Origin of the sequence: Delftia sp. WSY_22 (assembly GCF_043104185.1) — a bacterium.
Lineage (GTDB): Bacteria > Pseudomonadota > Gammaproteobacteria > Burkholderiales > Burkholderiaceae_C > Comamonas > Comamonas tsuruhatensis.
Genome location: NZ_JBICKN010000052.1, coordinates 1 through 25,186 on the forward strand (window position 1 = coordinate 1; position 25,186 = coordinate 25,186).

The window sequence follows — 25,186 nt, forward strand, 5'->3', positions numbered from 1 at the left end:
TACACCTACGACGCCCTGGGCAGGCGCCTGAAGCAGCAGGTCGAAAGCGCGGACTCCACAGAATCCACCCGCACCCACTACTACGGCTGGGACGGCGACCGCCTCATCCACACCGAGCGCCTGCAGGGCGGCGATGACACGCGCCACATAGAACACACCATCTACGAACCCGGCAGCTTCACGCCCCTGGTGCGCCTGAGCACCACGGCCAGCGGCGACCCCCAAGACGAGCCCCACCTGCTGGTGCAAGCCATCGCCGCAGGCCTGCCTGACCCGGAAGACCCCAACCACGCGCCGGCCCTGGCCCTGATGCAAACCATGCTCGACGCCATGCCGCGCGACATGCAGCAAGACGCGGCCCACCACCTGCGCCACACACTGGAGCACGGCCTGCCGCCCAGCGCCCAGGCCATGCTGGGCGAACAGGCCGAAAGCACCACCCGCCTGCTCAGCGGCATGCAGGCCAAACTGCAGGACCAGGAAAAAGAACAGCACGCCCGCATCGCCATCCACCACTACCACTGCGACCATCTGGGCACGCCCATGGCCCTGACCGACCAACGGGGGCTAGTCACCTGGGCGGCCAAGCTGGACCCTTGGGGCAATGTGCTGCAGGAGTACAACCCGCAAGGCATCCACCAAGCGATCCGGCTGCCAGGGCAGCACCATGACAGGGAAACGGGGCTGTATTACAACCGGCATCGGTATTACGATCCGGTGGTGGGGAGTTATGTGAATCAGGATCCGATTGGGTTGGCCGGAGGGGTTAACAAAAGTATATATGCGATAAATCCCATGATTTCCATGGATCCTTTGGGCTTGGCCCCCGTAAAAACGTGTGCAGAGAGAATTTTGAAAGCAGCGGAGAAATTAAATAATCAAGAAAGATACTCATACGCCTCGAATTATGGCTTTGGGTCAAAGAGAAATAAATGTAATCTCTTTGTTCATGAAGTGCTAGAAAATGCAGATGTCGAATCTCCCTCGCGCTACAGATTTGGAATTATCCCAAGAGGACCAGCAACTGCTGGAGATTGGGCAAATCCACAAAAAGCGATTCCCGGATTCGAAATTGTTACGTCTCCAAAGCCTGGTGATATTGTTGCGGTGGCATATCCATATGGGGACGCTACTGGGCATGTGGCAGTCGTGACAGGGAGTAGTACAACCATTGGCGCAGGCTCAGAAGACGGATCACATTCAACAGGTTGGCCATGGAATGGGGCATCGCCTAAAGGCAATCCAATATATAGAAGATGCAAAGATTGAGAAAGATGATGAAGACAGTAATTTACATAATAGCCGCAACGCTTGGTTTTCAAATAATATCTTTGCTAACTTTCTTGATGGCACCAATGAAAATTGATTTATCGGATATAGAGGGATTTAATTTATCTTATATTTTTAATAAACTGGGAAATCCAGACTATGATTTGAGTGTCAAAGATATACTGGGATGGCAAAGCCATCGTTATCTAATTCGTCAAAATGTCGAACTTAGGATAAAAGAATCGAACATTAAACCAACTGCTTTCCCTGCATCAATAAGTATTTCAAATACATTGGGGGAAGAAACTCATTATTTCAAGTTATCAAAACACTCAAGATCTGACGGAAATAACAATTTTATTAGAACGACCACCATAACCGTATGGCCATACGGTGATTTTCTAATAAGTAAAGAGATTGTTGAAAATAAAGATCACCAGTCACAGTGAGTCTCGATATGCGTGGATTGTTCAGCCCCATGGGTTATAACAAGATGGGGCCAAAACGCGTGCAGATCGCTTGGTCATGTTGGGTATCCACGACGAGCACACCATAAAAATGCTGCAGGAGATGCGCAAGTAACTGCAAAAGCAGGAGCGAGCGCGACAGGGCTCCGTAGCCATCCATCATTACAACTGCGACCATCTGGGCACGCCCATGGCCCTGACGGACCAGACCGGCCAAGTGGCCTGGGCCGCAAAGCTGGACCCCTGGGGCAATGTGCTGCAGGAGTACAACCCGCAAGGCATCCACCAGGCAATCCGGCTGCCGGGGCAGCACCATGAGGGGCTGTATTACAACCGGCATCGGTATTACGATCCGGTGGTGGGGAGTTATGTGAATCAGGATCCGATTGGGTTGGCAGGTGGGGTCAATAAGAATATTTATGTCAAAAATCCAAACAAAGGCATAGATCCACTAGGTTTGATGGAAGAGCTGAGTCATATATGGAATATCGGGCCATGGGATGCTCTTAGTACAAGATCTGATAATAAAGATGCCCTGTCTACAGCTCAGAGAAAATTTCCAAGAAATGAGTTGCACAATGGAAAGGGCGATGCATTCCGTCATTGTTATTGGTCTTGCATTATGAGCTTAAGGATGGGGGTAGACCAGGCGAAATCTGTTGGCGATACTCACGAGGAGTATGGAACAAAAGCAGGTCAAGCAAAAAAGGAGGAAATAATGGATTTGCACAACAATCAAAAAGGCAGAAATTGCTCGCTATCTTCAAAAACAAAAAATGACTGTGAAAATAAATGCCAAGATAGTCTTGATGATGGCAGTCTATGGTTTATAGATAAAGATTCTGGCGCGCTCACCACAAGCCAAGATTGGCAAATTCCATGAAAATTAAATTAACAGCAATTATTATTATTTCAATAATATTGAGTTGGTATTTCTTTAAAAAAGATGATTTTAGTTATTATATAAATAGAGATTACGATTTTGTTTGCATATTTCCGCCATATACGCCCAAATTATTTATTATTGAGGATTTGAAGAAATATTCAAATAATATAAAAGATAATATGAAATATAAAGAATCAATGGATGACGGAATTTTTACTTATTTCTTTATAAAAAATAAAGAAATAATTTCTTCTGGTGAAGAAATGGTGATAAATAATTCGATGGGTAAATATGGGTGTTTTGGTAAATAAAATATTACCATGATTTAATATTCCGTGGGATAAAGACTAGTGCCAAGTGGCATAGATTTTTCTTGGCTAATGCACTCATGCAGTTAAGCGAGACTTTTGATATTGCATCTATGCAAAGGTGGGTGTGCACGTCGATCTATAACATTTCAGCAGGCCGGTAACAGCGCTATCCACCACTACCACTGCCATTGCGGCCACTCGGGCACACCAATAGCCCTGACGGACCGGCGAGGGCCAGCCAAGCTGTATCCCTGGAGCAATGCGCTGCAGTAATACAACCCGCAGGGCATCCACAAGGCGATGCGGCTGCTTTGGGCACGCTTAAGACGCCGCCGTTGCTCGTTCAAATAGAACAAGGTATTGATTGTGGTAGATTATTCCCTTATCAAAAATATTGCTTTTGGCATAAAAAAATATGTAGAAAAACAGGAGATTCTACATCTTTCTTTCATGAGAACCCATAGTGATCTTGTGAAGCTATCAAATATAGAATTTCTTCCTCGCAGCGGATTTGTTTTTGATGAGGAGATGAATAAGTGGGAATTTAAAAAGCATGGATGTGGTTATGAGTTCTCTCATGAAGGTGCGGTTATTGATATAAATGATTATTTCCTGTCGAATGGAGATTTTTTTAGCGCAAATAGATTATTCTTCTATTTTGAATCGATTGGATTTAATTTCAAAAACCAATATGCTGATGATGCAATTAAATCAGCCTTGATTTATTTGGAATCTACAGGAGAGATCGTGAAGGTGCTGCCGACGGGGTATTATAAGTTACTTTCATCTTAATGCTGTCATTAATTTAATTGTTAATCTAGTTAATAAAGGGGATAAAATCTTATTGATTTTATAAAATGCATAACAAGCTCCAGGGCTACTCACAATCGGCGGGTAACAGGATAGGAAGATATTGAGATGCCTCGCTTGAAATATCCTGAAATGAGAATGGAATTGCTCGGATATTTGAGGAAACTCAAGGATTTGAAGTATCAGATGAAAGCCTGGGTGAATCAGGAATTTCCTGCAGACGTTCAATACGACCATCTTGATTTGGCCATACATTTCATTTTTGACGATACGGATCTTGGCAGTGATGCTCGTATGGCGATCGGTGAAATTCTTCTCGATGAGCAGGAGGCATCGCTGATGGGGCAGTTGGTGGATGCCATCAATGCCGTCTTTGAGGCGTACGGCACGGACATGCCGGAAAGCTTCAACATGCAAGTTGGCGAATGGACGAGAGTGGAGGCCTGTGCCGAAAGGGCGTTCGATTGTCTGGAGGGGAGCAACGCCGCTGGCTGCCCCGAGCCGCTGGATTGACACGGGCATGCCTGCCAGCCGACTAGCCGGGGCAAGGCCATGGCTGATCGTGATGTCCAGTCGGTGGTGAAGAGTACCGTAGCGTTTCCAGGTTCGTGGAACAGCAAGATGTTTTCCACTGGTAGCCCGTCCCCCAAACCTGCCGGACAATCCATGGAAACCGAGGCCCCGTTTCATGACAACTTCAACCCCCCTTCCCGAACCCGAATTGAGAGCCTTCGCCGCAGCGGCGGCCGAGCAGCAGCGATGCGCGGACTGCGCTGTGCTGTGGAGGCCGGGCTGGGAGTCCTTGTCGGGGGCGGACAAGACTTCGCATCTGCAGCAGGTTGGTGCGCTGGGCACGCCGGAGACGCGGGAACTGCTCGATGAATATCACCCACAGGGCACGAACCAGTGGTCACCGGATGCCCCCATCGCCCTGGGCTGGCACCCGTACAACCGCTGCACGCTCTGGCGCTGCCACCATTGCAATGCCGCCTTTCTGCGCTACACGGAATACGGCGGCTACTACCAGGACGATCGCATCCGGCCGCTGCTGGCGCATCTGATCGTCACGCCCGAGCAGGGCCGCGTCTGAGCGGCGCTGCTCGGCCGGCTCAGGTCCAGTCGAAGGTGAACAGCGCCGTGCGGCTTTCCGGCTCGTAGAACAGCAGGATGCTGTCCGCGCCCGTGGCGCACCAGTTGTAGCCGGCCACGTTGGCCACGTGGAAGAAGGGCTTGCCGTCGCGGGTGATGCGGATGCCGTCGTCTTCCAGTTCATCGCCCATGCCGGCGTTTTCCGCTTCGTCCAGCTGGAAGGCCGGGGGAATGGGCGGGTGGCTGGTCCAGTTGCCGTACCAGATGCCGCCGCCCAGGCTGTCCAGGTAGTCCTGCTCCACGGGCTCGCCCTTGCCGTAGCGCGAGTAGCTGGCCAAGCGGCCGTGCTCGGCGTAGTAGGCACTGGCCTTGGCGTGGCTGGCCAGCATTTCGTCGGTGTGCTCGCAGGCGTAGGCGTCCTTGGTGAACTGGCCGCCGTGCTGCGGCGCGCGCTGGAAGAAGCCTTCGTTGCCCAGGAAGCGGTAGCGGTTGTCGGGCGTCAGTTCCAGCGCAAACCAGTTGGGGGCGGTGAAGGCGTTGTGGTGGGCTTCGGTCTCATCGCCTATGCAGCCCTCGAAGGGCTCGACGGGGCACAGCATGTGGACCACGGTGCCGGCCAGTTCGGGCCGCATCAGGCCCAGGTCGATGGAGATCAGCGGCAGCAGGTGCTCTGCCAGCCAGGGCTGGTCGGCCACAAAGATGTCGGCGGCGGCGGGGAAGGGGGTGAGGCCCGGCTTCAGTTCGCGGACTTCGGTTGGCTGGGACAAGAGGGGCTCCTTGGCGGATAGAGGGGGTTGGGAATGCGGGGGGCGCTGCGGGCCGGGTGTCAGGTGATCTCGAAGATGTCCTGGTCCGATGCGGCTGCGCTCTCGTGATAGATGTCGTACAGGTACTGGGCCAGTTCGGCGTGGGTCACGTCGGCGGGGATGGCCAGCAGGGCAGGGGCACGCTTGCCGTCCGCGCCCACGTTGAAGCAGCGCCAGTGGGCGTCTGCCCGTTCGATGGCGATGATGCGGCCAAAGACATTGAAGCGGTATTTCTCCAAGCGGGTGTCTCCTGGTGAGCGGGCATCGTAACGGGAGCCGGTGGCATATCCGTGTTCTCCCCATGTCCGTGGTGGCGGTTTGTCCATATATTTCAAATCTAAACTATTCAGGCCTAAAGTGATTGGGCACTGTTGCTGAACCTGGGGCGCCTGCCGCCCGTCGAGAAAAGGGTTTGCGGTATGAAGATCGTCTGTATCGGTGGAGGTCCCGCCGGCCTGTACTTCGGCCTGCTGATGAAGCTGCAGGACCCCGCCAACGAGGTCACGGTGGTGGAGCGCAACCGGCCCTACGACACCTTTGGCTGGGGCGTGGTGTTCTCGGACGCCACCATGGACAACCTGCGCGAGGCCGATCCGGTGTCGGCCCGCACGATTGGTGACGCCTTCAACCACTGGGACGATATCGACATCCACTTCAAGGGACGGAGCCTGCGCAGCAGCGGCCATGGTTTCATCGGCATAGGCCGCAAGAAGCTGCTCAACATCCTGCAGGCGCGCTGCGAGGACGTGGGCGTGAAGCTGGTGTTCGAGAACTTCGTGCAGGACGACCAGGCGATGGCGCGCGAGTACGACGCCGACCTGGTCATCGCCTCGGACGGCATCAACAGCCAGGTGCGCACGCGCTATGCCGATACCTTTCGGCCCGATATCGACCAGCGCCGCTGCCGCTTCGTGTGGCTGGGCACGACCAAGGTGTTCGATGCCTTCACCTTCGCCTTCGTGCAGACCGAGCACGGCTGGTTCCAGGCCCATGCCTACCGCTATGAAGACGGCATGTCCACCTTCATCGTGGAGACGCCCGAGGAGACCTGGCAGGCCGCCCGCATAGAGCAGATGAGCCAGCAAGAGGGCATTGCCTATTGCGAGAAGCTGTTCGCCCCCTGGCTGGACGGCCATGCCCTGGTCAGCAATGCCACGCACCTGCGCGGCTCGGCCATCTGGATCCGCTTTCCGCGCGTGATCTGCAATACCTGGGTGCACTGGAATGCGCTGGACACGCTGCGCGGCCCGCGCAGCGTGCCCGTGGTGCTGATGGGCGATGCGGCGCACACGGCGCATTTCTCGATTGGCTCGGGCACCAAGCTGGCGCTGGAGGATGCGATCGAGCTGGCGCGCAGCCTGCGGTCTGCGGGGGGCATCGAGGCCGGCCTGCGCCACTACGAGGAGGTGCGTAGCGTGGAGGTGCTCAAGATCCAGAACGCGGCGCGCAATTCCACGGAATGGTTCGAGAACGTGGAGCGCTATGCGGGCCTGGAGCCGGAGCAGTTCGCCTATTCGCTGCTGACGCGCTCGCAGCGCATCTCGCACGAGAACCTGCGCCTGCGCGATGCCGCCTGGCTGCAGGGCTTCGAGCGCTGGATTGCCGAGCATGCGGGCGAGACCGTGCCCGAAGGCCGCCGCCCGCCCATGCCCATGCTCACGCCCTACCAGGCGCGCGGCCTGCGGCTGAAGAACCGCATCGTGGTCTCGCCCATGGCCATGTATTCCTGCACCGACGGCGTGCCTGGCGACTTCCACCTGGTGCACCTGGGCGCGCGCGCCATGGGCGGCGCGGGCCTGGTGATGGTGGAGATGACCTGCACCTCGCCCGACGCGCGCATCACGCCCGGCTGCCCCGGGCTGTGGAACGACGAGCAGGCGCAGGCCTTTGGGCGCATCGTTGATTTTGTGCACGCGCAGGGCGGGGCGCACATTGGTATGCAGCTGGGGCATGCGGGCCGCAAGGGTTCCACCCAACTGGGCTGGCAGCAGATCGACCATCCGCTGGAGCAGGGCAACTGGCCGCTGCTGTCGGCGTCGGCACTACCGTACTTGGAGGGGCTCTCGCAAGTGCCCCGCGCCATGACCCGCGCCGACATGGACCGCGTGCGCGAGGACTTCGTGGCCGCCACGCGGCGCGCCGCGGCAGCGGGATTTGACTGGCTGGAGCTGCACTGCGCGCACGGCTATCTGCTGTCCAGCTTCATCTCGCCGCTGACCAACCGGCGCGACGACGAATACGGCGGCAGCCTGGACAACCGCCTGCGCTTTCCGCTGGAGGTGTTCGAGGCGGTGCGTGCAGCCTGGCCGCAGGACCGGCCCATGTCGGTGCGCATCTCGGCCCATGACTGGGTGGAGGGCGGCATCACGCCCGACGATGCGGTGGAGATCGCACGCCGCTTCAAGGCGGCGGGCGCCGACATGATCGACTGCTCCTCGGGCCAGGTCAGCCCCGACCAGAAGCCGGTGTACGGCCGCATGTACCAGACGCCGTTTGCCGACCGCGTGCGCAACGAGGCCGGCATACCGACCATTGCCGTGGGCGCCATCTTCGAGGCCGACCATGCCAACGCCATCATCGCCTCGGGCCGGGCCGACCTGTGCGCGCTGGCGCGTCCGCACCTGGCCGATGCCGCCTGGACGCTGCGCGAGGCCGCACGCCTGGGCGCCCACGATGTGGACTGGCCGCCGCAGTACCAGCCCGGCAAGCGCCAGTTGGAAACCAACTTCGAACGCGCCGCCGCCATGGCGCAGTTGGACGCGAAATGAAACTACACCCCCTGAGTCGCTTCGCGCCTTCCCCCTCTCTCGCTTCGCGGGAGGGGGACGACACCGTCGGTGCGGGGCGGCCCTTCCTCGGCGTCCCTCGCTGTGTGGCGCGCCGGTTTCATAGGTTGCGGGTGGCTCGCATCGCCACGGGTGATTGAAATGACCATATCTTTGAATCTTCTTGAAGGGCGCCATGCCCTGGTGACGGGCGGGGCGCGCGGCATAGGCCTGGCCTGCGCGCGGGCGCTGCTGGCGCGCGGCGCGCGGGTCACGCTGCTGGGACGCGATGGTGCAGCGCTGGAGGCTGCCGTGCGCGAGCTGGGCGGCACGGCACCGGCAGCACAGATGGTGCAGTCCGTGCAGGCGGATATTGCCGACGAGGACTCGGTGCGCCAGGCCTTCGCGCAGGCCGAGGCGGCCTTCGGCCCCGTGCAGGTGCTGGTCAACAACGCAGGCCAGGCCAGCAGCCAGAAGTTCGAGCGCACCGATGCCGCACTGTGGCAGGCGATGCTGGCCGTCAACCTCACAGGCACCTTCCACTGCATGCAGGCCGCGCTGCCGGGCATGCTGTCTGCGCGCTGGGGCCGCATCATCAATGTGGCCAGCACGGCAGGGCTGATCGGCTATGCCTATGTCAGCGCCTATTGCGCGGCCAAGCATGGCGTGATCGGCCTCACGCGCTCGCTGGCGCTGGAGACCGCAGGCAAGGGCGTGACGGTGAACGCCGTCTGCCCCGGCTACACCGAGACCGACATCGTGCGCGGCGCCGTGGCCAACATCATGGACAAGACCGGCATGACTGCGGATGAGGCCCGCACCAGGCTGGCCGAACGCAACCCGCAGGGCCGCCTGGTCCAGCCCGAGGAAGTGGCCGAGACCGTGGCCTGGCTGGCCCTGCCGGCGTCCGCCTCGGTCAACGGCCAGTCCATTGCCGTCGATGGCGGCGAGGTGATGACCGGCTGAACCCGGTCCACCCCCGTTTTCTGAATTCTTGATGGAGACACCATGAGCACCCAGCCCGAAGAACACAGCATGAAGCACCACAAGCGCCCCCTGGCCGGCTACGAGGCCAGGACCTTTGTGTGGCAGGTATCGGCCGACGGCAAGATCGGCACCATCACCCTGAACCGGCCCGAGCGCAAGAACCCGCTGACCTTCGGCTCCTATGCCGAGCTGCGAGACCTGTTCCGCGCCCTGGTCTATGCCACCGACATCAAGGCCGTGGTGGTCACGGGCGCGGGCGGCAATTTCTGCTCGGGCGGCGATGTGCACGAGATCATCGGCCCGCTCACCAAGATGAGCATGCCCGAGCTGCTGGACTTCACGCGCATGACGGGCGACCTGATCAAGGCCATGCGCGCCTGCCCGCAGCCCATCGTGGCGGCCGTGGACGGCATCTGCGCGGGCGCGGGCGCCATGGTCGCGCTGGCGGCCGACATGCGCCTGGGCACGCCCGCGGCGCGCACGGCGTTTCTCTTCACCCGCGTAGGCCTGGCCGGTGCCGACATGGGCGCCTGCACGCTGCTGCCGCGCATGATCGGCCAGGGCCGCGCCTCCGAGCTGCTGTACACGGGCCGCGCCATGACGGCCGAGGAGGGCGCTGCCTGGGGCTTCTTCAATGCCCTGCATGGCGCCGAACAGATCGGCGAAGCCGCCCACGCGCTGGCCGCCCAGCTGGCCGCAGGCCCCACCTTTGCCCATGGCGTGACCAAGAAGCTGCTGCACCAGGAATGGAACATGGGCGTGGACGAGGCCATCGAGGCCGAAGCCGAGGCCCAGGCCATCTGCATGCAGACGCGCGACTTCCACCGCGCCTACGAGGCCTTCGTGGCCAAGCAAAAGCCTGTCTTCGAAGGAAACTGAAAATGCGTGATTCCTCCTGGCTGGACTGGCCTTTCTTCGACGACGCCCATCGCACGCTGGCGCATGAGGCCGATGCCTGGTGCGCCCAATCCCTGGGCGATGTGGACCACCACGATGCCGATGCAGCCTGCCGCCAACTGGTGAAGGCCCTGGGCCAGGCCGGCTGGCTGCGCTATGCCGTGCCGTCCGGCCCCGGCGGCGCCTGGGGCGGGGCCTTGCCCGAGGTGGACTCGCGTGCGGTCTGCATCCTGCGCGAGACCCTGGCCCGCCATGAAGGCCTGGCCGACTTCGCCTTTGCCATGCAGGGCCTGGGCAGCGGTGCGATATCGCTCATGGGGTCGGAAGCGCTGCGCCAGCGCTACCTGCCGCGCGTGGCGCGTGGCGAGGCCATTGCGGCCTTTGCGCTGTCCGAGCCCGATGCCGGCTCCGACGTGGCCGCCATGGCCTGCGAGGCGCGGCTCGAAGACGACCACTATGTGCTCAACGGTGCCAAGACCTGGATCTCCAACGGCGGCATTGCCGACTTCTACTGCGTGTTCGCCCGCACGGGCGAGGCGCCGGGGGCGCGCGGCATCAGCGCCTTCGTGGTCGATGCGGACACGCCGGGTTTCTCCATTGGCGAGCGCATCGAGCTGATCGCGCCGCACCCGCTGGCCACCATCCGTTTCGACAACTGCCGCATACCCGTGTCGCAGCGCCTGGGCGAGCCGGGGCAGGGCTTCAAGCTGGCCATGATGACGCTGGACATCTTCCGCGCCTCGGTGGCCGCCGCCGCACTGGGCTTTGCGCGCCGCGCGCTGGACGAAGGCCTGGCACGCGCCAAGTCACGCCGCATGTTCGGGCAGACCCTGGGCGACCTGCAACTGACCCAGGCCGCGCTGGGCGACATGGACACGGCCATCGACGCATCGGCCCTGCTGACCTACCGGGCCGCCTGGATGCGCGATGTGAAGAAGACGCGCACCACGCGCGAGGCGGCCATGGCCAAGATGACGGCCACTGAATCGGCCCAGGCCGTGATCGACCGCGCGCTGCAGATGTTCGGCGGGGCGGGCGTGGTCTCGGGCATGCCGGTGGAGACGCTGTACCGCGAAATCCGCGCGCTGCGCATCTACGAGGGCGCGACCGAGGTGCAGAAACTCATCATCGCGCGCGAGCTGCTCAAGGCCTGAGCGGCAGGCTGCCCATTCAACGCAAAGCCAGGGAACATCGCATGCAAGCCTCCGCCCACATCGATACTTTCGCCCGGGACAACCTGCCGCCGCCCGACCAATGGCCCGAGTTCCTGCTCGACGGGCCGGACGTGGCCTATCCCGAACGCCTGAACTGCGCGGCCGAACTGGTCGATGCCATGGTGGCGCGCGGCCAGGGCGGCCGAGTGGCCCTGCGCTGGAGGCAGGGCGCGGACCAGGCCGCCATGACCTATGCCGAACTGCAGGCGCTGACCAACCGCATCGCCCATGTGCTGGTGGAAGACCTGCAGCTGGTGCCCGGCAACCGGCTGCTGCTGCGCGGCCCCAACAACGCCATGATGGCGGCTTCCTGGCTGGCCGCCATCAAGGCCGGGCTGGTGACGGTGCCCACCATGCCGCTGCTGCGTGCCAAGGAGCTGCAGCAGATCATCGCCAAGGCCCGGGTGCAGGCCGTGCTGTGCGATGTGCGCCTCAAGGACGAGGTGCAGCTGTGCCTGCAGCCCGGCCATGAACACCATTGCCCGGACCTCTCGCGCGTGCTGTATTTCAACGACGGCGCAGCCGATGCGCTGGACGCCCTGGCCGCAGCCAAGCCCGACACCTTCGACTGCTGCGACACGGCGGCAGACGATGTCTGCCTGATCGCCTTCACCAGCGGCACCACGGGCGCGCCCAAGGGCTGCATGCATTTCCACCGCGACGTGCTGGCCATGTGCGACCTGTTCCCGCGCCATGTGATCCGGCCGGGCCCGGACGACATCTTCTGCGGCACGCCGCCGCTGGCCTTCACCTTTGGCCTCGGCGGGCTGCTGTGCTTTCCGCTGCGCGTGGGCGCCAGCACCGTGCTGGCCGAAAAGCTCACGCCCGAAGGGCTGCTGCAGCTGGTGCAGGATTTCCGCGCCACCATCGTCTTCACCGCACCCACCTTCTACCGGCAGATGGCGGCGCAGGCAGCGCGCTTCGACCTGTCGTCACTCAGGAAAAGCGTCTCGGCCGGCGAGGCCCTGCCGGACGCCACGCGCCAGCTGTGGAAGCAGGCCACGGGCATCGAGATGATCGACGGCATCGGCGGCACCGAACTGATCCACGTCTTTGTCTCCAGCCCGCCCGAGGAGGTGCGCGCGGGCGCCATCGGCAAGGTCGTGCCCGGCTATGTGGCCCAGGTGGTGGATGACGACATGCAGCCCGTGCCCGACGGCACGCCCGGCCGCCTGGCCATCAAGGGGCCGACCGGCTGCCGGTATCTTGCCGACGAGCGCCAGAAGCGCTTTGTGCAAAACGGCTGGAACCTGCCCGGCGACACCTTTGTGCGTGATGCCGACGGCTATCTGTTCTACCAGGCGCGCAATGACGACATGATCATCTCGGCCGGCTACAACATCGCCGGCCCCGAGGTGGAGGACGCACTGCTGCGCCACGAGGCCGTGGCCGAATGCGGCGTGATCGGCGCACCCGACGACGAGCGCGGCCAGGTGGTCAAGGCCTTTGTGGTGCTCAAGCCCGGCTTTGCGGCCGGCGACGATATGGCCGCCACGCTGCAGGCCTTCGTCAAGGCCAGCATTGCGCCCTACAAGTACCCGCGCGCCATTGTCTTCGTGCCGGCCCTGCCGCGCACCGAGACCGGCAAGCTGCAGCGCTTCGTGCTGCGCAAGATGCCGTGAGCGCGCGCCATGGCCTCCGCCTTCGTCAGCCAGGTGCAGGTGCTGTTTCGCCATTGCGATCCGGCCGGCATCGTCTTTTACCCGCGCTATTTCGAAATGGTCAACGACCTGGTCGAGGAATGGTTCGACAGGGGAATGGGCCTGCCATTCCACACCCTGCATGTACAGCGCCAGGTGGGCACGCCCACGGTGTCGGTGCAATGCGATTTCACGGCGCCCAGCCGCTGGCACGACACGCTGCGCCAGGTATTGGAGGTGCGCCGCATCGGCGGGGCGTCGTTCCAGTTCGATGTGCGTTTCGAGGGGCCGGACGGCCAGCGACGGCTGTCTGCGCGCATGACCATCGTCACCATGGATTTGCGCAGCATGAAGGCCACGCCACTGCCGGCCGATCTGCGCGAGCGCCTGCAGGCCTATCTGGTGCCGCAGGACGGTTTTACGGATTCAACGAGAACAGGATGAAGCAATGAAGACTCTGCAACCCCCGGACTGGCTGGCGCCACGAGGCTATGCCAATGGCATCCTCACCGAAATGACGGTCGGCTCCCGGCTGGTGTTTGTCGGCGGGCAGATTGGCTGGAACGGCCAGCAGCAATTCGAGACGGACGACTTTGCCGGACAGGTGCGGCAGGCGCTGGCCAATATCGTCGCCATCCTCGCCGAAGGCGGCGCCAGGCCCGAGCACATCGTGCGCATGACCTGGTATGTGACCGACAAGCAGGAATACGTGGCGGCCTATCCCGCCATTGGAAAGCACTACCGCGAGCTGATCGGGCGGCATTTCCCCGCCATGACGGCGGTGGAGGTGGCGGATCTGGTGGAAGACCGGGCCAAGGTGGAGATCGAGGTCACGGCGGTGGTGCCTGCATGACGCACCTCTGAGCATGTGCCCGCGCATGTGCGCCGCCGTGCGGGCGGGCCCATGCGCGGCAGGGACTCACTTGATTTCGAACAGGGTGCGGTCCTTGCCCAGGATCCAGTTCGGCGGCTTGCCGCGGCCGGTCCAGGTCTTGCCGGACTCGGGGTCCTGGTACTTGGCGGGGGCGCTCTTCTTGCCATCGGGCTTCCAGGGGAAGACCTGCTGTGCCGTGAAGCCAAACTCCCGGACCAGTTCCTGCACCGATGCCAGAGCCGCTTTGGACTCCAGCTTGCGGGCCTCGTCGATTTGCTGGTCGAGCAGTTTTTTCTGGGCAATCAGCTCTTGGTATGTAGTCATCTTGATAGAAGAATTTCTAAGTGCGGCTATTTGTCGAAAACTGCGCAGCAAGAACAACGACCCGGAACTCTTTACGCAATGGTCAAGGTTGGTGCATGTGCAGTGGGGGATGAAGATATCACCGTAAGTATAAATACTGATGATGTGAGCGTTCTATGGGGTGTAGACAGCTTCTTCTCATGCCTGGGCATATTCCGAGGCGATCCGCATTATATCCAGCAGCATCTTGATAACCTCCACTTTACAAAAGCTGTTGCGTCTTTGTTACATTTGCAGAGCATTGTGGTTGGCGCTTCCTCCTCTGGAGAGGGCGTGCTGGCATGCTTTTCCTGGGCAGCCGCGACGAGGTGATCGTACAAGTTCCCATTTCAGAACCGGTTGCGGGTGTTGATTTTGTTTCATCAATCGATTTTATTTATCGATTTATAAAATAAATTACATGTGATTCGATTCTGCTATTTAATCTTGCGATTAACACGCGTTGTTTCATTTGTCTTGTCGATTGGCTGGATAGATTTTTTGTATTGCGAGGATTGAATTCCTGGCCGTGGTTTGAAATATCTTCCGCCGATATCGCGTAAATTCATGAGCCGTTGATTGCCAGGCCATTGCAGTCCCGGGAATGCCTTTGGGGCTGATTCTTCAGGCGCAGTTTCGCGGCCCGGCCATGCCCGCCAGGCAGCGGGCGCGTACCGAACGCTTGATTGGCGTGCCACCAACAGCCTGTTAGCATCGCCGCACTACAACGATCCACACCCTGGCAGACATGGCAAGAAGGCAGACCAGCGCCCACGACGGCAACGAGACCCGCGAGACCCTTCTCAAGCTGGCCGCCCGCACCTTCGGTGAGCAGGGCTACTCTGCCACCACCATGCGCAACATTGCCGAGCAGTCCGGGATCGAGGCCGCCAGCATCTACTACCACTTCGCCTCCAAGGAGGAGCTGGTGGACGAGGTCATGGAGCAGGGCGGCAACCGCATCATCAGCCAGCAGCAGGAGCGCCTTGCCGCGCTGGGCGCCGACGCCACGGCCGAGCAGCGTTTCCGCGCAGCCGTGCTGGGCCAGATGGCGGGCCTGATCAAGCATGGGGACTTCGCCCTGGCCCACGGCCGCCTGCTGGGCCAACTGCCCGACAAGGTGCGCGAACGCCAGATCAAGCGCCGCGAGCGCCACCAGAAATTCTGGAGCGGCCTGCTCGAAGACCTGCGCGCCGAAGGCCGCCTGCGGGCCGATGCCGACATCCACCTGGCGCGCATCATGATCCTGGGCAGCATCAACTCCATACAGTCCTGGTTCAACCCCCGCAAGGGCTCGCTGGAGAAGGTGGCGGACCAGATCTGCGACATGTTCTTCCGGGGCGTGGGGCCCGCAGATCAATAGGCACAATGCGGGAAATCGCCAGTCGGCTGTCACATGCCTGTGCCATATTGCCGCGCTGTCTCCGGGGCCCGTGCTGAAAATGCCGGCGGATAGTTAACGATATTGAATTGTCAATAGTAAGATCGCCGTCTTATGCGTCTGCTTGTTTTGCGCCTGCTATTGCTGGCCGTGTTCTTCAACACGGCCATTGGCATGCCCCTGCACGGCGCAACGCATATCCGGCAGGCGGCGGCAGCGCCCGGCCAGGCGTTTGCCGGCCTGAACGGCTGCGAGGACAAGGCGCCGGCCGGTGAAAAGGCGGAAGCCGCGGAAGCCGTCTGCGTCTGGTGCATGGGCCATGCACCGCATGCGGCGGCCTGGCTGCCGCACTTCGGCCTGCCGCTGGCCGTGGCCGCGCCGCCTGAGAGGGTGCCGCCGCGCACCGTGGGCGGCGCCATCCCCTCGCAGAACCGCTGGGCCTTTGCATCGCGCGACCCGCCGCGCTGAATCCGCAAGCACTTTTCTCCTTCTCTGCCGCCGGCACCGTTGGTGCTGGCGGCATGTCCGTGTTTGCGCGCGCCGGCTTCTGATGCCGGCGGCATGCGCCCGTGCCCGTTTTCATCATGACTGCCTTCTCCATCCTCGCGAAGCCGCTCCCCGGCCTTCGCCCGCTGCCGCTTGCCCTGAGCGCTGCCGCTTTCTTCTCCACGCCCGTGCTGGCCCAGGGCCAGGAACAAACTGCGGCATCCGTGCCGTCAGCGCCGTCGCCCCAGGAGCAGACCCTGCTGCCTGCCGTGGAAGTCGTGGGCCGCACGGCCTCGGGCGCCTATCACACCGATGAGGCGGCAGGCGCCAAGACCGACCTGCCGCTGCGCGAGCTGCCGCAGTCGGTGCGCGTGATCACGCGCCAGGCCATGGACGACCTGGGAGCCACCAAGCTCGACGATGTGCTGGACTATGTGGGCGGCGTCTCGCGCCAGAACAACTTTGGCGGCCTGTGGGACAACATCGTCATTCGCGGCCTGCCCGGCGATCAGAACGTGGGCATGGCCACCTTGTTCAACGGCTTTTCCTCGGGGCGCGGCTTCAACGCGCCGCGTGATCTGGCCGGCGTGGAGCGCATCGAGTTCCTCAAGGGCACGGCCGCTGCGCTCTACGGCAGCAGCGAGCCGGGCGGCACGCTGAACGTCGTCTCCAAGCGTCCGCTGTGGACACCTTCGCATTCCGTGGAAGCCTATGCGGGCAGCTACGGGCTGCGGCGCGGCGCGCTCGACAGCACGGGGCCGATTGGCGAGAACTTTGCCTACCGGCTCAACATCGCCGTGGAGGACCGCGACAGCTTCCGCGACTTCGTAGGCGCCAGCCGCCAGGTGATTGCGCCGGCCTTCACCTGGAAGCTGGGGCGCGATACCGTGCTGGAGTACTCGGGCGAGCTGCTGCGCCACAAGACGCCGCTGGACCGTGGCGTGGTGGCCGTGGGCGACCGCCTGGGCGCCATCTCGCGCAGCCGCTTCCTGGGCGACCCGCGCGACGGCGATGTGACGGTGGAAAACCGCACGCACCAGTTCATCCTCTCGCATGAGTGGAGCGCGCAGTGGCGCAGCCGCCTGGGCCTGTCCTACCGCGAGACCTCGATCAACGGCTTTTCCACCGAACCCCATGCGCTGCTGGCCAATGGCGACCTGACGCGCCAGCGGCGTTTCCGCGACTACCAGTCCGACGATATCGCCGTGCAGGCCGAGCTGCAGGGCACGGTGAAAACGGGCACCGTCGAACACGAGCTGCTGCTGGGCCTGGAGAGCTTTCGCTTCGACATGGATACGGTGATGATGCGCGCCAACCCCACGGCGGCCAATCCCTATGCCATCAATATCTACAACCCCGTCTACGGAGGCACGCAGCCCGTGCCCACGGCCAATACCGATACCTTCGAGCGCCAGCGCAACACGGCCTTCTACCTGCAGGACGCCATCAAGCTCTCGCCCCAGTGGCGCGTGGTGGCCGGCCTGCGCATGGACCGCTATGACCAGTCGCTGCACAACCGCCGCACGGGCGCGACCACGCAGCAGGACCCGACCTCGACCTCTCCGCGCCTGGGCCTGAGCTGGCTGCCGCTGCCGCAATGGACCTTCTATGCCAACGTGGGCCGCTCGTTCCGGCCCAACGTGGGCGTCGATGTGGCCGGCGCGGGCTTCAGTCCCGAATCCGGCCGCTCCATGGAGCTGGGCGCCAAGTGGGAAAGCGCCGACCGGCGCATGGGCGCCACGGCCGCGCTGTTCGACATCCGCAAGCGCAACGTGCTGACGGCCGACCCGGGCAACGCCGGCTACTCGGTCTCGGCCGGCGAGATCCGCAGCCGGGGGCTGGAGTTCGACTTTGCCGGCCAGGTCACGCAGCGTTGGCGCCTGAATGCGAGCCTGGTGCTCAACGACGTGGAGATCTCGCGCGACAACACGCTGGAAGTGGGCGGGCGCCTGCTCAACGTGCCCAAGGTCAACGGCAGCGTGCTGGCGGTCTACGAAAACGCCTTCTCCAACGGCCAGCGCTACGGCATTGGCGGCGGCGTCACCCGCGTGGGCAAGCGCCTGGGCCAGGCCCGCACGCAGGCCGAGGCCGACGCTGGCAAGGCGGCCTTCGATCTGCCCGGCTACACCACCGCCAAGCTGGTGGCCTACTGGCGCATCAGCCCCACGCTGCGCCTGACGCTGGACGTGGACAACCTCTTTGACAAGACCTACTACACCAGCTCGTACAGCCGGCTGTGGGTGACGCCGGGCACCGCCCGCACCGTCACCGTAGGCCTTCAAGCCAAGTTCTGAGCCCCGCCATGCATCCATCCCTTCCTGTTTCTTCCAACCCCACTTCTGCCTCCTCGCCCGTGCTCCAAGCACTGGGCGCCGTGGTGGACTATGGCGAGCGCACCATCCTCCAGGGCCTGGACCTGGCCGTGCATGCCGGCGAGATCTATGCGCTGCTGGGCGCCAACGGCGCGGGCAAGACCACCACGCTGAGCCTGTTCCTGGGCTTTGTGCGGCCGCGCAGCGGCCAGGTGCGCGTGCAGGGCGTGGACCCGGTGACGGCTGCCGCGCAGGCGCGCGGCCTGATCGCCTATATCCCCGAGAACGTGGCGCTGTACGAGCACCTGAGCGCGCGCGAGAACGTGGCCTATCTGCTGGACCTGGCGGGCCAGCCCGCCAGCAGGGATGCCATCGGCCAGGCCTTGTCCGCTGCAGGGCTGGATGCGGCCGCGCATGACCGGCGCGTCTCGGGCTTTTCCAAGGGAATGCGGCAGAAGGTGGCCATTGCGCTGGCGCTGGCACGCAAGGTGCCGGCGCTGCTGCTGGACGAACCCACTTCGGGCCTGGACCCGCAGGCCACGGCCGAATTCAGCCGGCTGATCACGCAGCTGCGCGGCCAGGGCGTGGCCATTCTCATGGTCACGCACGACCTGCTGGGGGCGGCCGATGTGGCCGACCGCATGGGCTTCATCGCGGGCGGCAGGCTGGTGGAGGAGGTGGCGGCCCGTGGGGAAGAGCGCTTTGACGTGCGGGCACTGCACCGCCACTACGCGGGTACAGGTTCGGGTGCGAGTGCGAGTGCGAGTGCAAACGCAGACGCAGACGCAGGCGCAGGCGCAGACGCAGACGCAGGCGTGCAGGGGGCCGCGGCATGAGCACGGCCTGGACCATTGCACGCGAGGAATGGCGCCTGCTGCTGCGCGACCGCGTGGCCGTGCTGGGCATGGTGCTGTGGCTGCTGCTCGGTGCTACTGCCGCCTTCACCGCCTGGGACCAGCGCAGCGCGGCCCAGGCCCAGCGCGAACGCCACCAGTCGCAGGTGGACCACGAGTTCGAGGCCCAGCCCGACCGCCATCCGCACCGCATGGTGCACTACGGCCATTTCGTGTTCCGCCCGCTCAATCCGCTGGCGGCCTTCGATGCGGGCATAGACGCCTACACCGGCCACACGCTGTTTCTCGAAGGCCACCGCCAGAACAGCGCCAACTTCGGCGATGTGCGCCAGTCGTCGCTGCTGCTGCGCTTCGGCCAGCTCACGCCGGCCTTTGTGCTGCAGGTGCTGGCACCGCTGCTGCTGATCTTCGTGGGCCATGCCTGCATCGCGCGAGAGCGCGAGGCCGGCACCTTGCGCGTGCTGCTGGCCCAGGGCGTGGGCATGCGGCAGTTCGTGGCCGGCAAGCTGCTGGCGCTCACGGGCGTGGCGGCCCTGGTGCTGCTGCCCGCCTTGCTGGCCCTGGCCTGGATGGCGGTGGCCACGCCCGTGCCCATCAGCCTGGTGGCCGCGCTGGCGGCTGGCCATGTGCTGTGGCTGCTGCTGTGGGCCGTGGGCATCACCGCGGTCTCGGCCCTCATGCGGCGCGGGCGCGATGCCTTGCTGGCCCTGCTGGCCGCCTGGGCCATTGGCGTGGTGCTGGTGCCCCGGCTGGCGCCGGAGCTGGTGGGCGCGGCCCTGGCATTGCCCACGCGCTTCGAGACCGATATCGCCACGGCGCGCGAGCTGGCGGCGCTGGGCGACAGCCACAATCCCGACGATCCCTACTTCGCCGCCTTTCGCGCCAAAGTGCTTGCGCAGTACGGCGTGTCGCGTGTGGAGGATCTGCCCGTCAACTACAAGGGCCTGGTCGGCATGGAGGGCGAGCGGCTGACCAGCGAGCTCTTCAGGCGCCATGCCGAGGCCAGCTTCGATCTGCAGGCCCGGCAACTGCGCAGCGCCGACGGCTTTGCCCTGGTCAGCCCCTTGATTGCGCTGCGCCGCCTGTCCATGGCCGTGGCCGGCACCGACCTGCAAGGCTATCGGCGCTTTCTGGAGCAGGCCGAGCAGCATCGCTACCGCATGGTGCAGGCGCTCAACCAGCTGCAGGTGGACAAGCTCAGCTACGCGGGTGACCGTTCCAGCCGAGACAACCGCATCAGCCACGAGCACTGGCGCGGAGTCTCCGACTTCCATCACGAGCCCGATCCGCCGCTGGCGGCCTTGCGCCGCGCGGCACCCGCAGCCTGCGTGCTGCTGGGATGGCTGGCGGCGCTGGCGGCCGCCTTGCTGGTGGCCACGCAACGTCTGGGGAGGGTGGTGCGATGAGCTGGCTACGACATGAATGGCGTCTTCTGACGCGCTCGCGCCTGGCGCTGTGCGCCCTGGCCCTGCTGCTGTTGCTGTCCACGCTGGCCGTACTGTCGGGCCTGCGCGAGATCTCGTCGCAGCGCCAGACCCTGGACCGTCTGGCCCAAATGCAGCAGCAGGAAATGGCGGCCCAGGCAGGTCGGCATGCACAGTCCGGCGATGCGGGCTCGGTGGCCTACTACGGCTTTCACAGTACCTGGGATGCACCGTCGTCCACGGCCTTCCTCGCCCTGGGCCTGCGCGATGCCGCGCCCTATGTGCTGCGCGTGCGTGCCCTGGCGCTGCAGGCGCAGCTGCATGAAGGCGAGAGCTTCAACCCCGAACTGGCGCTGGCGGGCCGCTTCGACTTCGCCTTTGTGCTGGTCTACCTGGCGCCGCTGTTCCTGATTGCACTGCTCTACGACCTGGTCTCGGGCGAGCGCGAATCGGGACGCCTGGGCACGCTTCAGGCCATGCCCGGCAGCGGGCGCCGGCTGTGGCTGCGCCGTGCGGGCCTGCGTTCGGTGCTGTTGCTGGCATGCCTGGCGCTGCCGGCCCTGGCAGGGGCATTGGCCAGCGGGGCGCAGGCGGGCGCCATCGCCTCCGTGCTGCTGAGCGCCATGGCCTATGTGGCCTTCTGGAGCGGGCTGTGCCTGGTGGTCGCCACGCTGGGCGGCAGTTCGGTGGCCAACGCCATGGCCCTCATGGGCTGCTGGGCCGTGCTGACCCTGGTGCTGCCCACGCTGGCCAATGCCGCGCTGTCGCGCGCCGTGCCCGTGAGCCAGGGCGTGGAGCTGATGCTGGCCCAGCGCCAGACCGTGCATGGTGCCTGGGACCTGCCGCGCGAGCAGACCATGGAGCGCTTCTTCCGCAACCACCCCGAATGGCGCAACACCGCGCCGCTGCCTGCGGGCTTTCACTGGAAGTGGTACTACGCCTTCCAGCAGCTCGGTGATGAAAGCGTCGCCCCCCAGTTCGCCGCCTATCGGGAAGGCCTGCAGGCGCGCCAGGCCTGGACCGGGCGCCTGGGCTGGCTGCTGCCCGGCGTGGGCGTGCAGGCCGCATTGCACCGCCAGGCCGGCACCGACCTGCTGGCGCAGCTGGCCTACCAGGACGACATTGCCGCCTTCCATGCGCGGCTGCGGACTTTCTTCTATCTCTATCTGTTCGAGGACCGTCCATTCGGCGCGAAGGACTTTGCAGCGCAGCCGGTCTTCACGGCCAGTCCGCGCCATGCGCCGCAGACCTGGGGCCAGGTGGCGATGCTCTGGGCGGTGGCTGCGCTGGCCTTGCTGGCCGGGGGCGTTGCCGCAGGCCGCGTGCGGCCGGGCAGGCGCTGAGGCAGCGGACCGGGGAAAAAGAAACAGCCATGGCGCAGGGAAGGCCTGCGCCATGGCTGTCGGCTTGCCGATGCCTGGGCCTGAGGCCCGGGGCCCGCCGCTACTGCACGTTCTGGTGGCAGTCGCTGCAGATGCCGTACATCGTCATCTCATGGCGCTCCACCACAAAGCCTTCGGGCACGATGCGCTGCATGTCGCCAAGGCAACCGGGCACGTTGAACACGCGGTTGCAGCTCATGCAGCGGAAATGGTGGTGATGGGCGCGGCCGCTGAGTTCGTAGCGCGTGGCCTCGCCGGGCAGGTCCACGGCCTGCACCTCACCGGCTTCCATCAATTGCTTGATGTTGCGGTACACCGTGGCCAGACCGATGGCCGGCACCTCGCGCTGCGCTGCGCCCAGGATTTCAGCGGGGAGCAGGGGGCGCCCAGCCTCTTCCATGACCGTGCGTATCGAACTGCGCTGGCGGGTCGAGCGTTCCATTGGCCTGAACAAGCGCTCCACGATGGGCTGAGTGTGTCTAGTCATGGTAGTTCCGTTATTTACTATAACAATCTCGAAGCGATTAATCAGTGTTCACGAACGCTCACAGCCGAAATGGAACTGTGCCTGCCTGTAGCTCCTGCAAGCATGGGGATGCAATCCCTGCAACGGTTCTTTTCTTGAAAGAGAAAAAATCACATCGGACGGACAACAGGTATTCCATTCTTGCGGTTTTGCGCGAGTATATGTCGTGAGCATTCGATGGACCTTGTGCAAAGGTTAAATACCATAGCCGTCCACAATGCTGTAATGGGATGTAATTGATCTATTGTCTGAAGAATGCTTGAGACAAGGGTTGTGCGGGACTTCGCGCAGGTCCTGAATCCGACGGTAATTGCTGGAGACGCGATGCAATGGATTGCATGGGCAGTGTATTACCGATTCAAGCAGATTGCCTCAATGCACCTCGTTTGTCCATCATCCATTCCCTGGAAGAAAGGTGCGGCCATCCCGTAATGGTTCATGTCACCCCATGTCGATTCAGCATCCGGGCACCATTTGCCGAGCAGTTGCTTCGTCGTGAATTGCGTGGTCAGAAAACATCAGCCAGCTCCTTGGCCACGATGCGGGAATGAACAGCGAAAGCGCAAGCATCGTTTCCAGGGGAATTATTGGGGCAGGAATGCCACTTTCAAAACTCCCCTGATAAAGCCGCCGCAGGCGACCGGAAGATCCGAGCGGGCCGCCATTGCCGCGACGGCTTTGGCGGGGCCTTGCTTCAAGTCCGTTGGATGGACACACCGCCATCGACCACCATGGCCGTTCCCGTGACGAAGCTGGATGCATCCGACGCCAGGAACAGCGCTGCCGCTGCAATCTCCGCCGGTGTGGCTAGGCGCTTGAGGGCGTGCAGGTTTTCGACAAAGGCGCGTGCCTCGGGCGTGGGGGTGCTGGCGCGGCCCATGGGCGTGTCGGTGCCGCCGGGCAGCAGGGCGTTGGCCCGCAGGCCGCGGGGGCCGTATTCAGCCGCGATGACCTGGGTGAGGCCGACGAGGCCGGCCTTGCTGGCGGCATAGGCGCCCATGCCGGGCAGGCCCGCCGAGTAGCCCACGAAGGTGGAGGTGAAGATCAGCGAGCCGCCGCCGCGTGCCAGCAGGGCCGGTATCTGGTGCTTGGCGCCCAGAAAGGCGCTGGTGAGATTGGTGGCGATGGCCTCCTGCCAGGCCTGCAGCGACAGGTCGGGCAGGGCGCAGGGATCGCCCGTCATGCCGGCATTGTTGAAGGCGATGTCCAGGCCGCCAAAGCGCGCCGTGGCGGTTTCGACCAGGGCCCGGGCCAGCGGCTCGTCCCGCACGTCGCCGGCCAGCGCGATGGCCTGGCCGCCGTCCTGCTCTATCTCCGCCACCAGGGCCTGCAGTTCCGGCTGGCGGCGGGCCGTGAGCACCAGCCTGGCGCCGTGGCGTGCGAACAGCCTGGCGGCTTCGCGGCCTATGCCTGAGCTGGCGCCCGTGATGAGGGCGACTTTTCCGTGGAGTTGCTGTGACGATGGCTGCATCTGGCACCTTTTCTTTCCGTGAATGAGGGAAAGCGGTTTGTAGTGCGGCGCAGGCGCGGGCGCATCCCGTTTCTTGCACCGGTGCGGCGCCAATGCGGGCCGCACTCAGTCTTTGCCCAGGTCCAGGTGTGCGAACAGGTCGGCCAGCGTGGGCGTGGAGCGTGCGGGCCAGATGGCGCTGAGGTCCAGGCTGGGCAGGGACCGGCCATCGCGCACTTCGCAAAATCGCACGCCGCGAAAGTCCATGGAGCGTATCCAGCTGGGCAGCAGTGCCACGCCGCAGCCGCCGGCCACGCAGGCCAGCACGGTGAGGGTCCGGTTGGCCTCCTGCGCCACATGGGCTTCGTGGCCTGCCTTGCGCAGCGCGTCGAGGATGCCGGCGTGCAGCACGGGCAGCTGGGCCTGCGGGTACATGACCAGCCCGGCCTCGGCGATCTGCGCCAGGCTGACCTGGCCGTCCTCGCCGATCTGGAATTCGTCGGGCACGGCGGCCACCAGGCGCTCGCGCAGCAGCTGGCGCTCGCGCATGCGCCCGCCCACGGCCACGGGTGTGTGCATGAGGCCGATGTCGATGGCGCCGGTCTGCAGGGCCTCGGCCTGCTCGGCATTGCTCATCTCGCGCAGGATGACGCGCACGCCGGGCGCCTGCTGCCGCAGCGCGCGCAGGGCGCGGGGCAGGGTGCCGAACAGCGCCGAAGACACCAGGCCCACGGTGAGCTGGCCTGCACTGCCCCTGGCGATCTCGCGCGCGCGGCTGGCGGCGGCATCTATGCGGGCCACGCTGGTGCGCACGTCATCCAGCATGGCCAGGGCGGCCGGCGTGGGCAGGGCGCCCTGGCGCGAGCGCTGGAACAGCTGCACGCCCAGGTCTTTCTCCATGCGGGCCAGGGTCTGGCTCAGCGCGGGCTGGGCAATGCCCAGCCAGTCGGCTGCGCGGCTGACGCTGCCCTGGTCCACCACCGCCAGAAAGTAGCGCAGATGCCGGGTTTCCAT

25 protein-coding genes and 2 pseudogenes are annotated in these 25,186 nt (G+C 63.4%); 21 read left to right on the top strand and 6 right to left on the bottom strand.

Annotated elements, in window-relative coordinates; genetic code table 11:
* The 8 genes and pseudogenes from ACF8NF_RS22495 to ACF8NF_RS22530 form a co-directional block, all read left to right on the top strand.
* Positions 1 to 1,269, top strand: a 1,269-nt coding sequence (locus ACF8NF_RS22495; protein ID WP_392451300.1) for an RHS repeat-associated core domain-containing protein, incomplete at its 5' end; no start/stop codon positions are given.
* 8 nt (positions 1,270 to 1,277) lie between these two features.
* Positions 1,278 to 1,718 (top strand): hypothetical protein, encoded by a 441-nt coding sequence (locus ACF8NF_RS22500; protein ID WP_207442917.1) that lies wholly within the window; start codon positions 1,278 to 1,280, stop codon positions 1,716 to 1,718.
* Between the two features lie 76 nt (positions 1,719 to 1,794).
* A pseudogene (locus ACF8NF_RS22505) lies at positions 1,795 to 2,196 on the top strand (RHS repeat-associated core domain-containing protein); the annotation flags it as partial.
* A gap of 45 nt (positions 2,197 to 2,241) precedes the next feature.
* Positions 2,242 to 2,619 (top strand): annotated as a pseudogene (locus tag ACF8NF_RS22510) (DUF6973 domain-containing protein); the annotation flags it as partial.
* Positions 2,616 to 2,933, top strand: coding sequence for a hypothetical protein (locus tag ACF8NF_RS22515; protein WP_139223910.1), 318 nt, complete (start codon positions 2,616 to 2,618; stop codon positions 2,931 to 2,933). The pseudogene ACF8NF_RS22510 and the gene ACF8NF_RS22515, both read left to right, overlap by 4 nt.
* 366 nt (positions 2,934 to 3,299) lie before the next feature.
* A complete protein-coding gene (locus tag ACF8NF_RS22520) occupies positions 3,300 to 3,725 on the top strand; it encodes a DUF6896 domain-containing protein (RefSeq protein WP_156135986.1) in 426 nt (141 codons plus the stop codon).
* A gap of 126 nt (positions 3,726 to 3,851) precedes the next feature.
* Positions 3,852 to 4,256 (top strand): hypothetical protein, encoded by a 405-nt coding sequence (locus ACF8NF_RS22525; RefSeq protein WP_212645269.1) that lies wholly within the window; start codon positions 3,852 to 3,854, stop codon positions 4,254 to 4,256.
* Between the two features lie 175 nt (positions 4,257 to 4,431).
* Complete coding sequence (locus ACF8NF_RS22530) at positions 4,432 to 4,833, top strand: hypothetical protein (protein ID WP_012206277.1); 402 nt, start codon at positions 4,432 to 4,434, stop codon at positions 4,831 to 4,833.
* A 19-nt stretch (positions 4,834 to 4,852) separates the two neighbouring features.
* On the opposite strand, the gene ACF8NF_RS22535 is transcribed toward ACF8NF_RS22530, so the two are convergent.
* Together ACF8NF_RS22535 and ACF8NF_RS22540 are read right to left on the bottom strand one after the other, a co-directional pair.
* A complete protein-coding gene (locus ACF8NF_RS22535; RefSeq protein WP_016454668.1) occupies positions 4,853 to 5,599 on the bottom strand; it encodes a hypothetical protein in 747 nt (248 codons plus the stop codon).
* A gap of 59 nt (positions 5,600 to 5,658) precedes the next feature.
* Complete coding sequence (locus tag ACF8NF_RS22540) at positions 5,659 to 5,877, bottom strand: hypothetical protein (RefSeq protein ID WP_016450629.1); 219 nt, start codon at positions 5,875 to 5,877, stop codon at positions 5,659 to 5,661.
* 180 nt (positions 5,878 to 6,057) lie between these two features.
* Here ACF8NF_RS22540 and ACF8NF_RS22545 point away from each other — a divergent pair, with 180 nt between their 5' ends.
* The 7 genes from ACF8NF_RS22545 to ACF8NF_RS22575 all read left to right on the top strand — a co-directional run bounded on the left by ACF8NF_RS22545 (position 6,058) and on the right by ACF8NF_RS22575 (position 13,994).
* Positions 6,058 to 8,406 carry a bifunctional salicylyl-CoA 5-hydroxylase/oxidoreductase gene (locus ACF8NF_RS22545; RefSeq protein WP_016454669.1) on the top strand — a complete coding sequence of 783 codons (2,349 nt, stop codon included), beginning with the start codon at positions 6,058 to 6,060 and terminating at the stop codon, positions 8,404 to 8,406.
* Between the two features lie 159 nt (positions 8,407 to 8,565).
* The gene (locus ACF8NF_RS22550) at positions 8,566 to 9,369 is read left to right on the top strand and encodes an SDR family NAD(P)-dependent oxidoreductase (RefSeq protein ID WP_016454670.1); all 804 of its coding nucleotides are present in this window, start codon (positions 8,566 to 8,568) and stop codon (positions 9,367 to 9,369) included.
* A gap of 42 nt (positions 9,370 to 9,411) precedes the next feature.
* On the top strand, positions 9,412 to 10,269 hold the full coding sequence (locus ACF8NF_RS22555) for an enoyl-CoA hydratase family protein (RefSeq protein ID WP_012206272.1): 858 nt from the start codon (positions 9,412 to 9,414) through the stop codon (positions 10,267 to 10,269).
* Positions 10,270 to 10,271: 2 nt separating this feature from the next.
* Positions 10,272 to 11,441 carry an acyl-CoA dehydrogenase family protein gene (locus ACF8NF_RS22560; RefSeq protein ID WP_016454671.1) on the top strand — a complete coding sequence of 390 codons (1,170 nt, stop codon included), beginning with the start codon at positions 10,272 to 10,274 and terminating at the stop codon, positions 11,439 to 11,441.
* A gap of 41 nt (positions 11,442 to 11,482) precedes the next feature.
* Positions 11,483 to 13,123, top strand: coding sequence for an AMP-binding protein (locus ACF8NF_RS22565; RefSeq protein WP_280048452.1), 1,641 nt, complete (start codon positions 11,483 to 11,485; stop codon positions 13,121 to 13,123).
* A 9-nt stretch (positions 13,124 to 13,132) separates the two neighbouring features.
* Positions 13,133 to 13,585, top strand: a complete 453-nt coding sequence (locus ACF8NF_RS22570; protein ID WP_016450635.1) for a thioesterase family protein — start codon at positions 13,133 to 13,135, stop codon at positions 13,583 to 13,585.
* A gap of 4 nt (positions 13,586 to 13,589) precedes the next feature.
* A complete protein-coding gene (locus tag ACF8NF_RS22575) occupies positions 13,590 to 13,994 on the top strand; it encodes a RidA family protein (protein WP_016450636.1) in 405 nt (134 codons plus the stop codon).
* Positions 13,995 to 14,060: 66 nt separating this feature from the next.
* On the opposite strand, the gene ACF8NF_RS22580 is transcribed toward ACF8NF_RS22575, so the two are convergent.
* Positions 14,061 to 14,339, bottom strand: coding sequence for an H-NS family nucleoid-associated regulatory protein (locus ACF8NF_RS22580; protein ID WP_016450637.1), 279 nt, complete (start codon positions 14,337 to 14,339; stop codon positions 14,061 to 14,063).
* Positions 14,340 to 15,105: 766 nt separating this feature from the next.
* Between ACF8NF_RS22580 and ACF8NF_RS22585 the strand changes: the two genes are divergently transcribed.
* The 6 genes from ACF8NF_RS22585 to ACF8NF_RS22610 all read left to right on the top strand — a co-directional run bounded on the left by ACF8NF_RS22585 (position 15,106) and on the right by ACF8NF_RS22610 (position 22,157).
* Complete coding sequence (locus ACF8NF_RS22585) at positions 15,106 to 15,720, top strand: TetR/AcrR family transcriptional regulator (RefSeq protein WP_016450638.1); 615 nt, start codon at positions 15,106 to 15,108, stop codon at positions 15,718 to 15,720.
* A gap of 132 nt (positions 15,721 to 15,852) precedes the next feature.
* A complete protein-coding gene (locus tag ACF8NF_RS22590) occupies positions 15,853 to 16,206 on the top strand; it encodes a hypothetical protein (protein WP_016450639.1) in 354 nt (117 codons plus the stop codon).
* Positions 16,207 to 16,322: 116 nt separating this feature from the next.
* Positions 16,323 to 18,518: a TonB-dependent siderophore receptor gene (locus tag ACF8NF_RS22595; RefSeq protein ID WP_392451301.1), complete on the top strand. Its 2,196-nt coding sequence runs from the start codon at positions 16,323 to 16,325 to the stop codon at positions 18,516 to 18,518.
* 8 nt (positions 18,519 to 18,526) lie between these two features.
* Complete coding sequence (locus ACF8NF_RS22600) at positions 18,527 to 19,372, top strand: ABC transporter ATP-binding protein (protein WP_392413151.1); 846 nt, start codon at positions 18,527 to 18,529, stop codon at positions 19,370 to 19,372.
* Entirely contained in the window at positions 19,369 to 20,796 is a 1,428-nt protein-coding gene (locus tag ACF8NF_RS22605) for a DUF3526 domain-containing protein (RefSeq protein ID WP_016454676.1), read from the top strand. The genes ACF8NF_RS22600 and ACF8NF_RS22605 overlap by 4 nt, the downstream gene beginning before the upstream one ends.
* Positions 20,793 to 22,157, top strand: coding sequence for a DUF3526 domain-containing protein (locus ACF8NF_RS22610; RefSeq protein WP_392451302.1), 1,365 nt, complete (start codon positions 20,793 to 20,795; stop codon positions 22,155 to 22,157). The genes ACF8NF_RS22605 and ACF8NF_RS22610 overlap by 4 nt, the downstream gene beginning before the upstream one ends.
* Positions 22,158 to 22,257: 100 nt before the next feature.
* Here the strand turns inward: ACF8NF_RS22610 and ACF8NF_RS22615 are convergent, their stop codons facing one another.
* From ACF8NF_RS22615 to ACF8NF_RS22625, 3 genes are all read right to left on the bottom strand, one after another.
* Positions 22,258 to 22,683, bottom strand: a complete 426-nt coding sequence (locus ACF8NF_RS22615; RefSeq protein WP_016450441.1) for a transcriptional repressor — start codon at positions 22,681 to 22,683, stop codon at positions 22,258 to 22,260.
* Between the two features lie 733 nt (positions 22,684 to 23,416).
* Positions 23,417 to 24,193, bottom strand: coding sequence for an SDR family oxidoreductase (locus ACF8NF_RS22620; protein WP_061289876.1), 777 nt, complete (start codon positions 24,191 to 24,193; stop codon positions 23,417 to 23,419).
* Between the two features lie 105 nt (positions 24,194 to 24,298).
* On the bottom strand, positions 24,299 to 25,186 hold the full coding sequence (locus ACF8NF_RS22625; protein ID WP_016450439.1) for a LysR family transcriptional regulator: 888 nt from the start codon (positions 25,184 to 25,186) through the stop codon (positions 24,299 to 24,301).

Excerpts from the sequence above, each read along its gene's own strand:
- ACF8NF_RS22555 (WP_012206272.1), top strand. The coding sequence starts at position 9,412 with ATGAGCACCCAGCCCGAAGAACACAGCATGAAGCACCACAAGCGCCCC.
- ACF8NF_RS22595 (WP_392451301.1), top strand. The coding sequence starts at position 16,323 with ATGACTGCCTTCTCCATCCTCGCGAAGCCGCTCCCCGGCCTTCGCCCG.
- ACF8NF_RS22525 (WP_212645269.1), top strand. The coding sequence starts at position 3,852 with ATGCCTCGCTTGAAATATCCTGAAATGAGAATGGAATTGCTCGGATAT.
- ACF8NF_RS22515 (WP_139223910.1), top strand. The coding sequence starts at position 2,616 with ATGAAAATTAAATTAACAGCAATTATTATTATTTCAATAATATTGAGT.
- ACF8NF_RS22610 (WP_392451302.1), top strand. The coding sequence starts at position 20,793 with ATGAGCTGGCTACGACATGAATGGCGTCTTCTGACGCGCTCGCGCCTG.
- ACF8NF_RS22560 (WP_016454671.1), top strand. The coding sequence starts at position 10,272 with ATGCGTGATTCCTCCTGGCTGGACTGGCCTTTCTTCGACGACGCCCAT.
- ACF8NF_RS22545 (WP_016454669.1), top strand. The coding sequence starts at position 6,058 with ATGAAGATCGTCTGTATCGGTGGAGGTCCCGCCGGCCTGTACTTCGGC.
- ACF8NF_RS22600 (WP_392413151.1), top strand. The coding sequence starts at position 18,527 with ATGCATCCATCCCTTCCTGTTTCTTCCAACCCCACTTCTGCCTCCTCG.
- ACF8NF_RS22620 (WP_061289876.1), bottom strand. The coding sequence starts at position 24,193 with ATGCAGCCATCGTCACAGCAACTCCACGGAAAAGTCGCCCTCATCACG.
- ACF8NF_RS22530 (WP_012206277.1), top strand. The coding sequence starts at position 4,432 with ATGACAACTTCAACCCCCCTTCCCGAACCCGAATTGAGAGCCTTCGCC.
- ACF8NF_RS22550 (WP_016454670.1), top strand. The coding sequence starts at position 8,566 with ATGACCATATCTTTGAATCTTCTTGAAGGGCGCCATGCCCTGGTGACG.
- ACF8NF_RS22615 (WP_016450441.1), bottom strand. The coding sequence starts at position 22,683 with ATGACTAGACACACTCAGCCCATCGTGGAGCGCTTGTTCAGGCCAATG.
- ACF8NF_RS22570 (WP_016450635.1), top strand. The coding sequence starts at position 13,133 with ATGGCCTCCGCCTTCGTCAGCCAGGTGCAGGTGCTGTTTCGCCATTGC.
- ACF8NF_RS22590 (WP_016450639.1), top strand. The coding sequence starts at position 15,853 with ATGCGTCTGCTTGTTTTGCGCCTGCTATTGCTGGCCGTGTTCTTCAAC.
- ACF8NF_RS22605 (WP_016454676.1), top strand. The coding sequence starts at position 19,369 with ATGAGCACGGCCTGGACCATTGCACGCGAGGAATGGCGCCTGCTGCTG.
- ACF8NF_RS22625 (WP_016450439.1), bottom strand. The coding sequence starts at position 25,186 with ATGGAAACCCGGCATCTGCGCTACTTTCTGGCGGTGGTGGACCAGGGC.
- ACF8NF_RS22500 (WP_207442917.1), top strand. The coding sequence starts at position 1,278 with ATGAAGACAGTAATTTACATAATAGCCGCAACGCTTGGTTTTCAAATA.
- ACF8NF_RS22580 (WP_016450637.1), bottom strand. The coding sequence starts at position 14,339 with ATGACTACATACCAAGAGCTGATTGCCCAGAAAAAACTGCTCGACCAG.
- ACF8NF_RS22575 (WP_016450636.1), top strand. The coding sequence starts at position 13,590 with ATGAAGACTCTGCAACCCCCGGACTGGCTGGCGCCACGAGGCTATGCC.
- ACF8NF_RS22585 (WP_016450638.1), top strand. The coding sequence starts at position 15,106 with ATGGCAAGAAGGCAGACCAGCGCCCACGACGGCAACGAGACCCGCGAG.
- ACF8NF_RS22565 (WP_280048452.1), top strand. The coding sequence starts at position 11,483 with ATGCAAGCCTCCGCCCACATCGATACTTTCGCCCGGGACAACCTGCCG.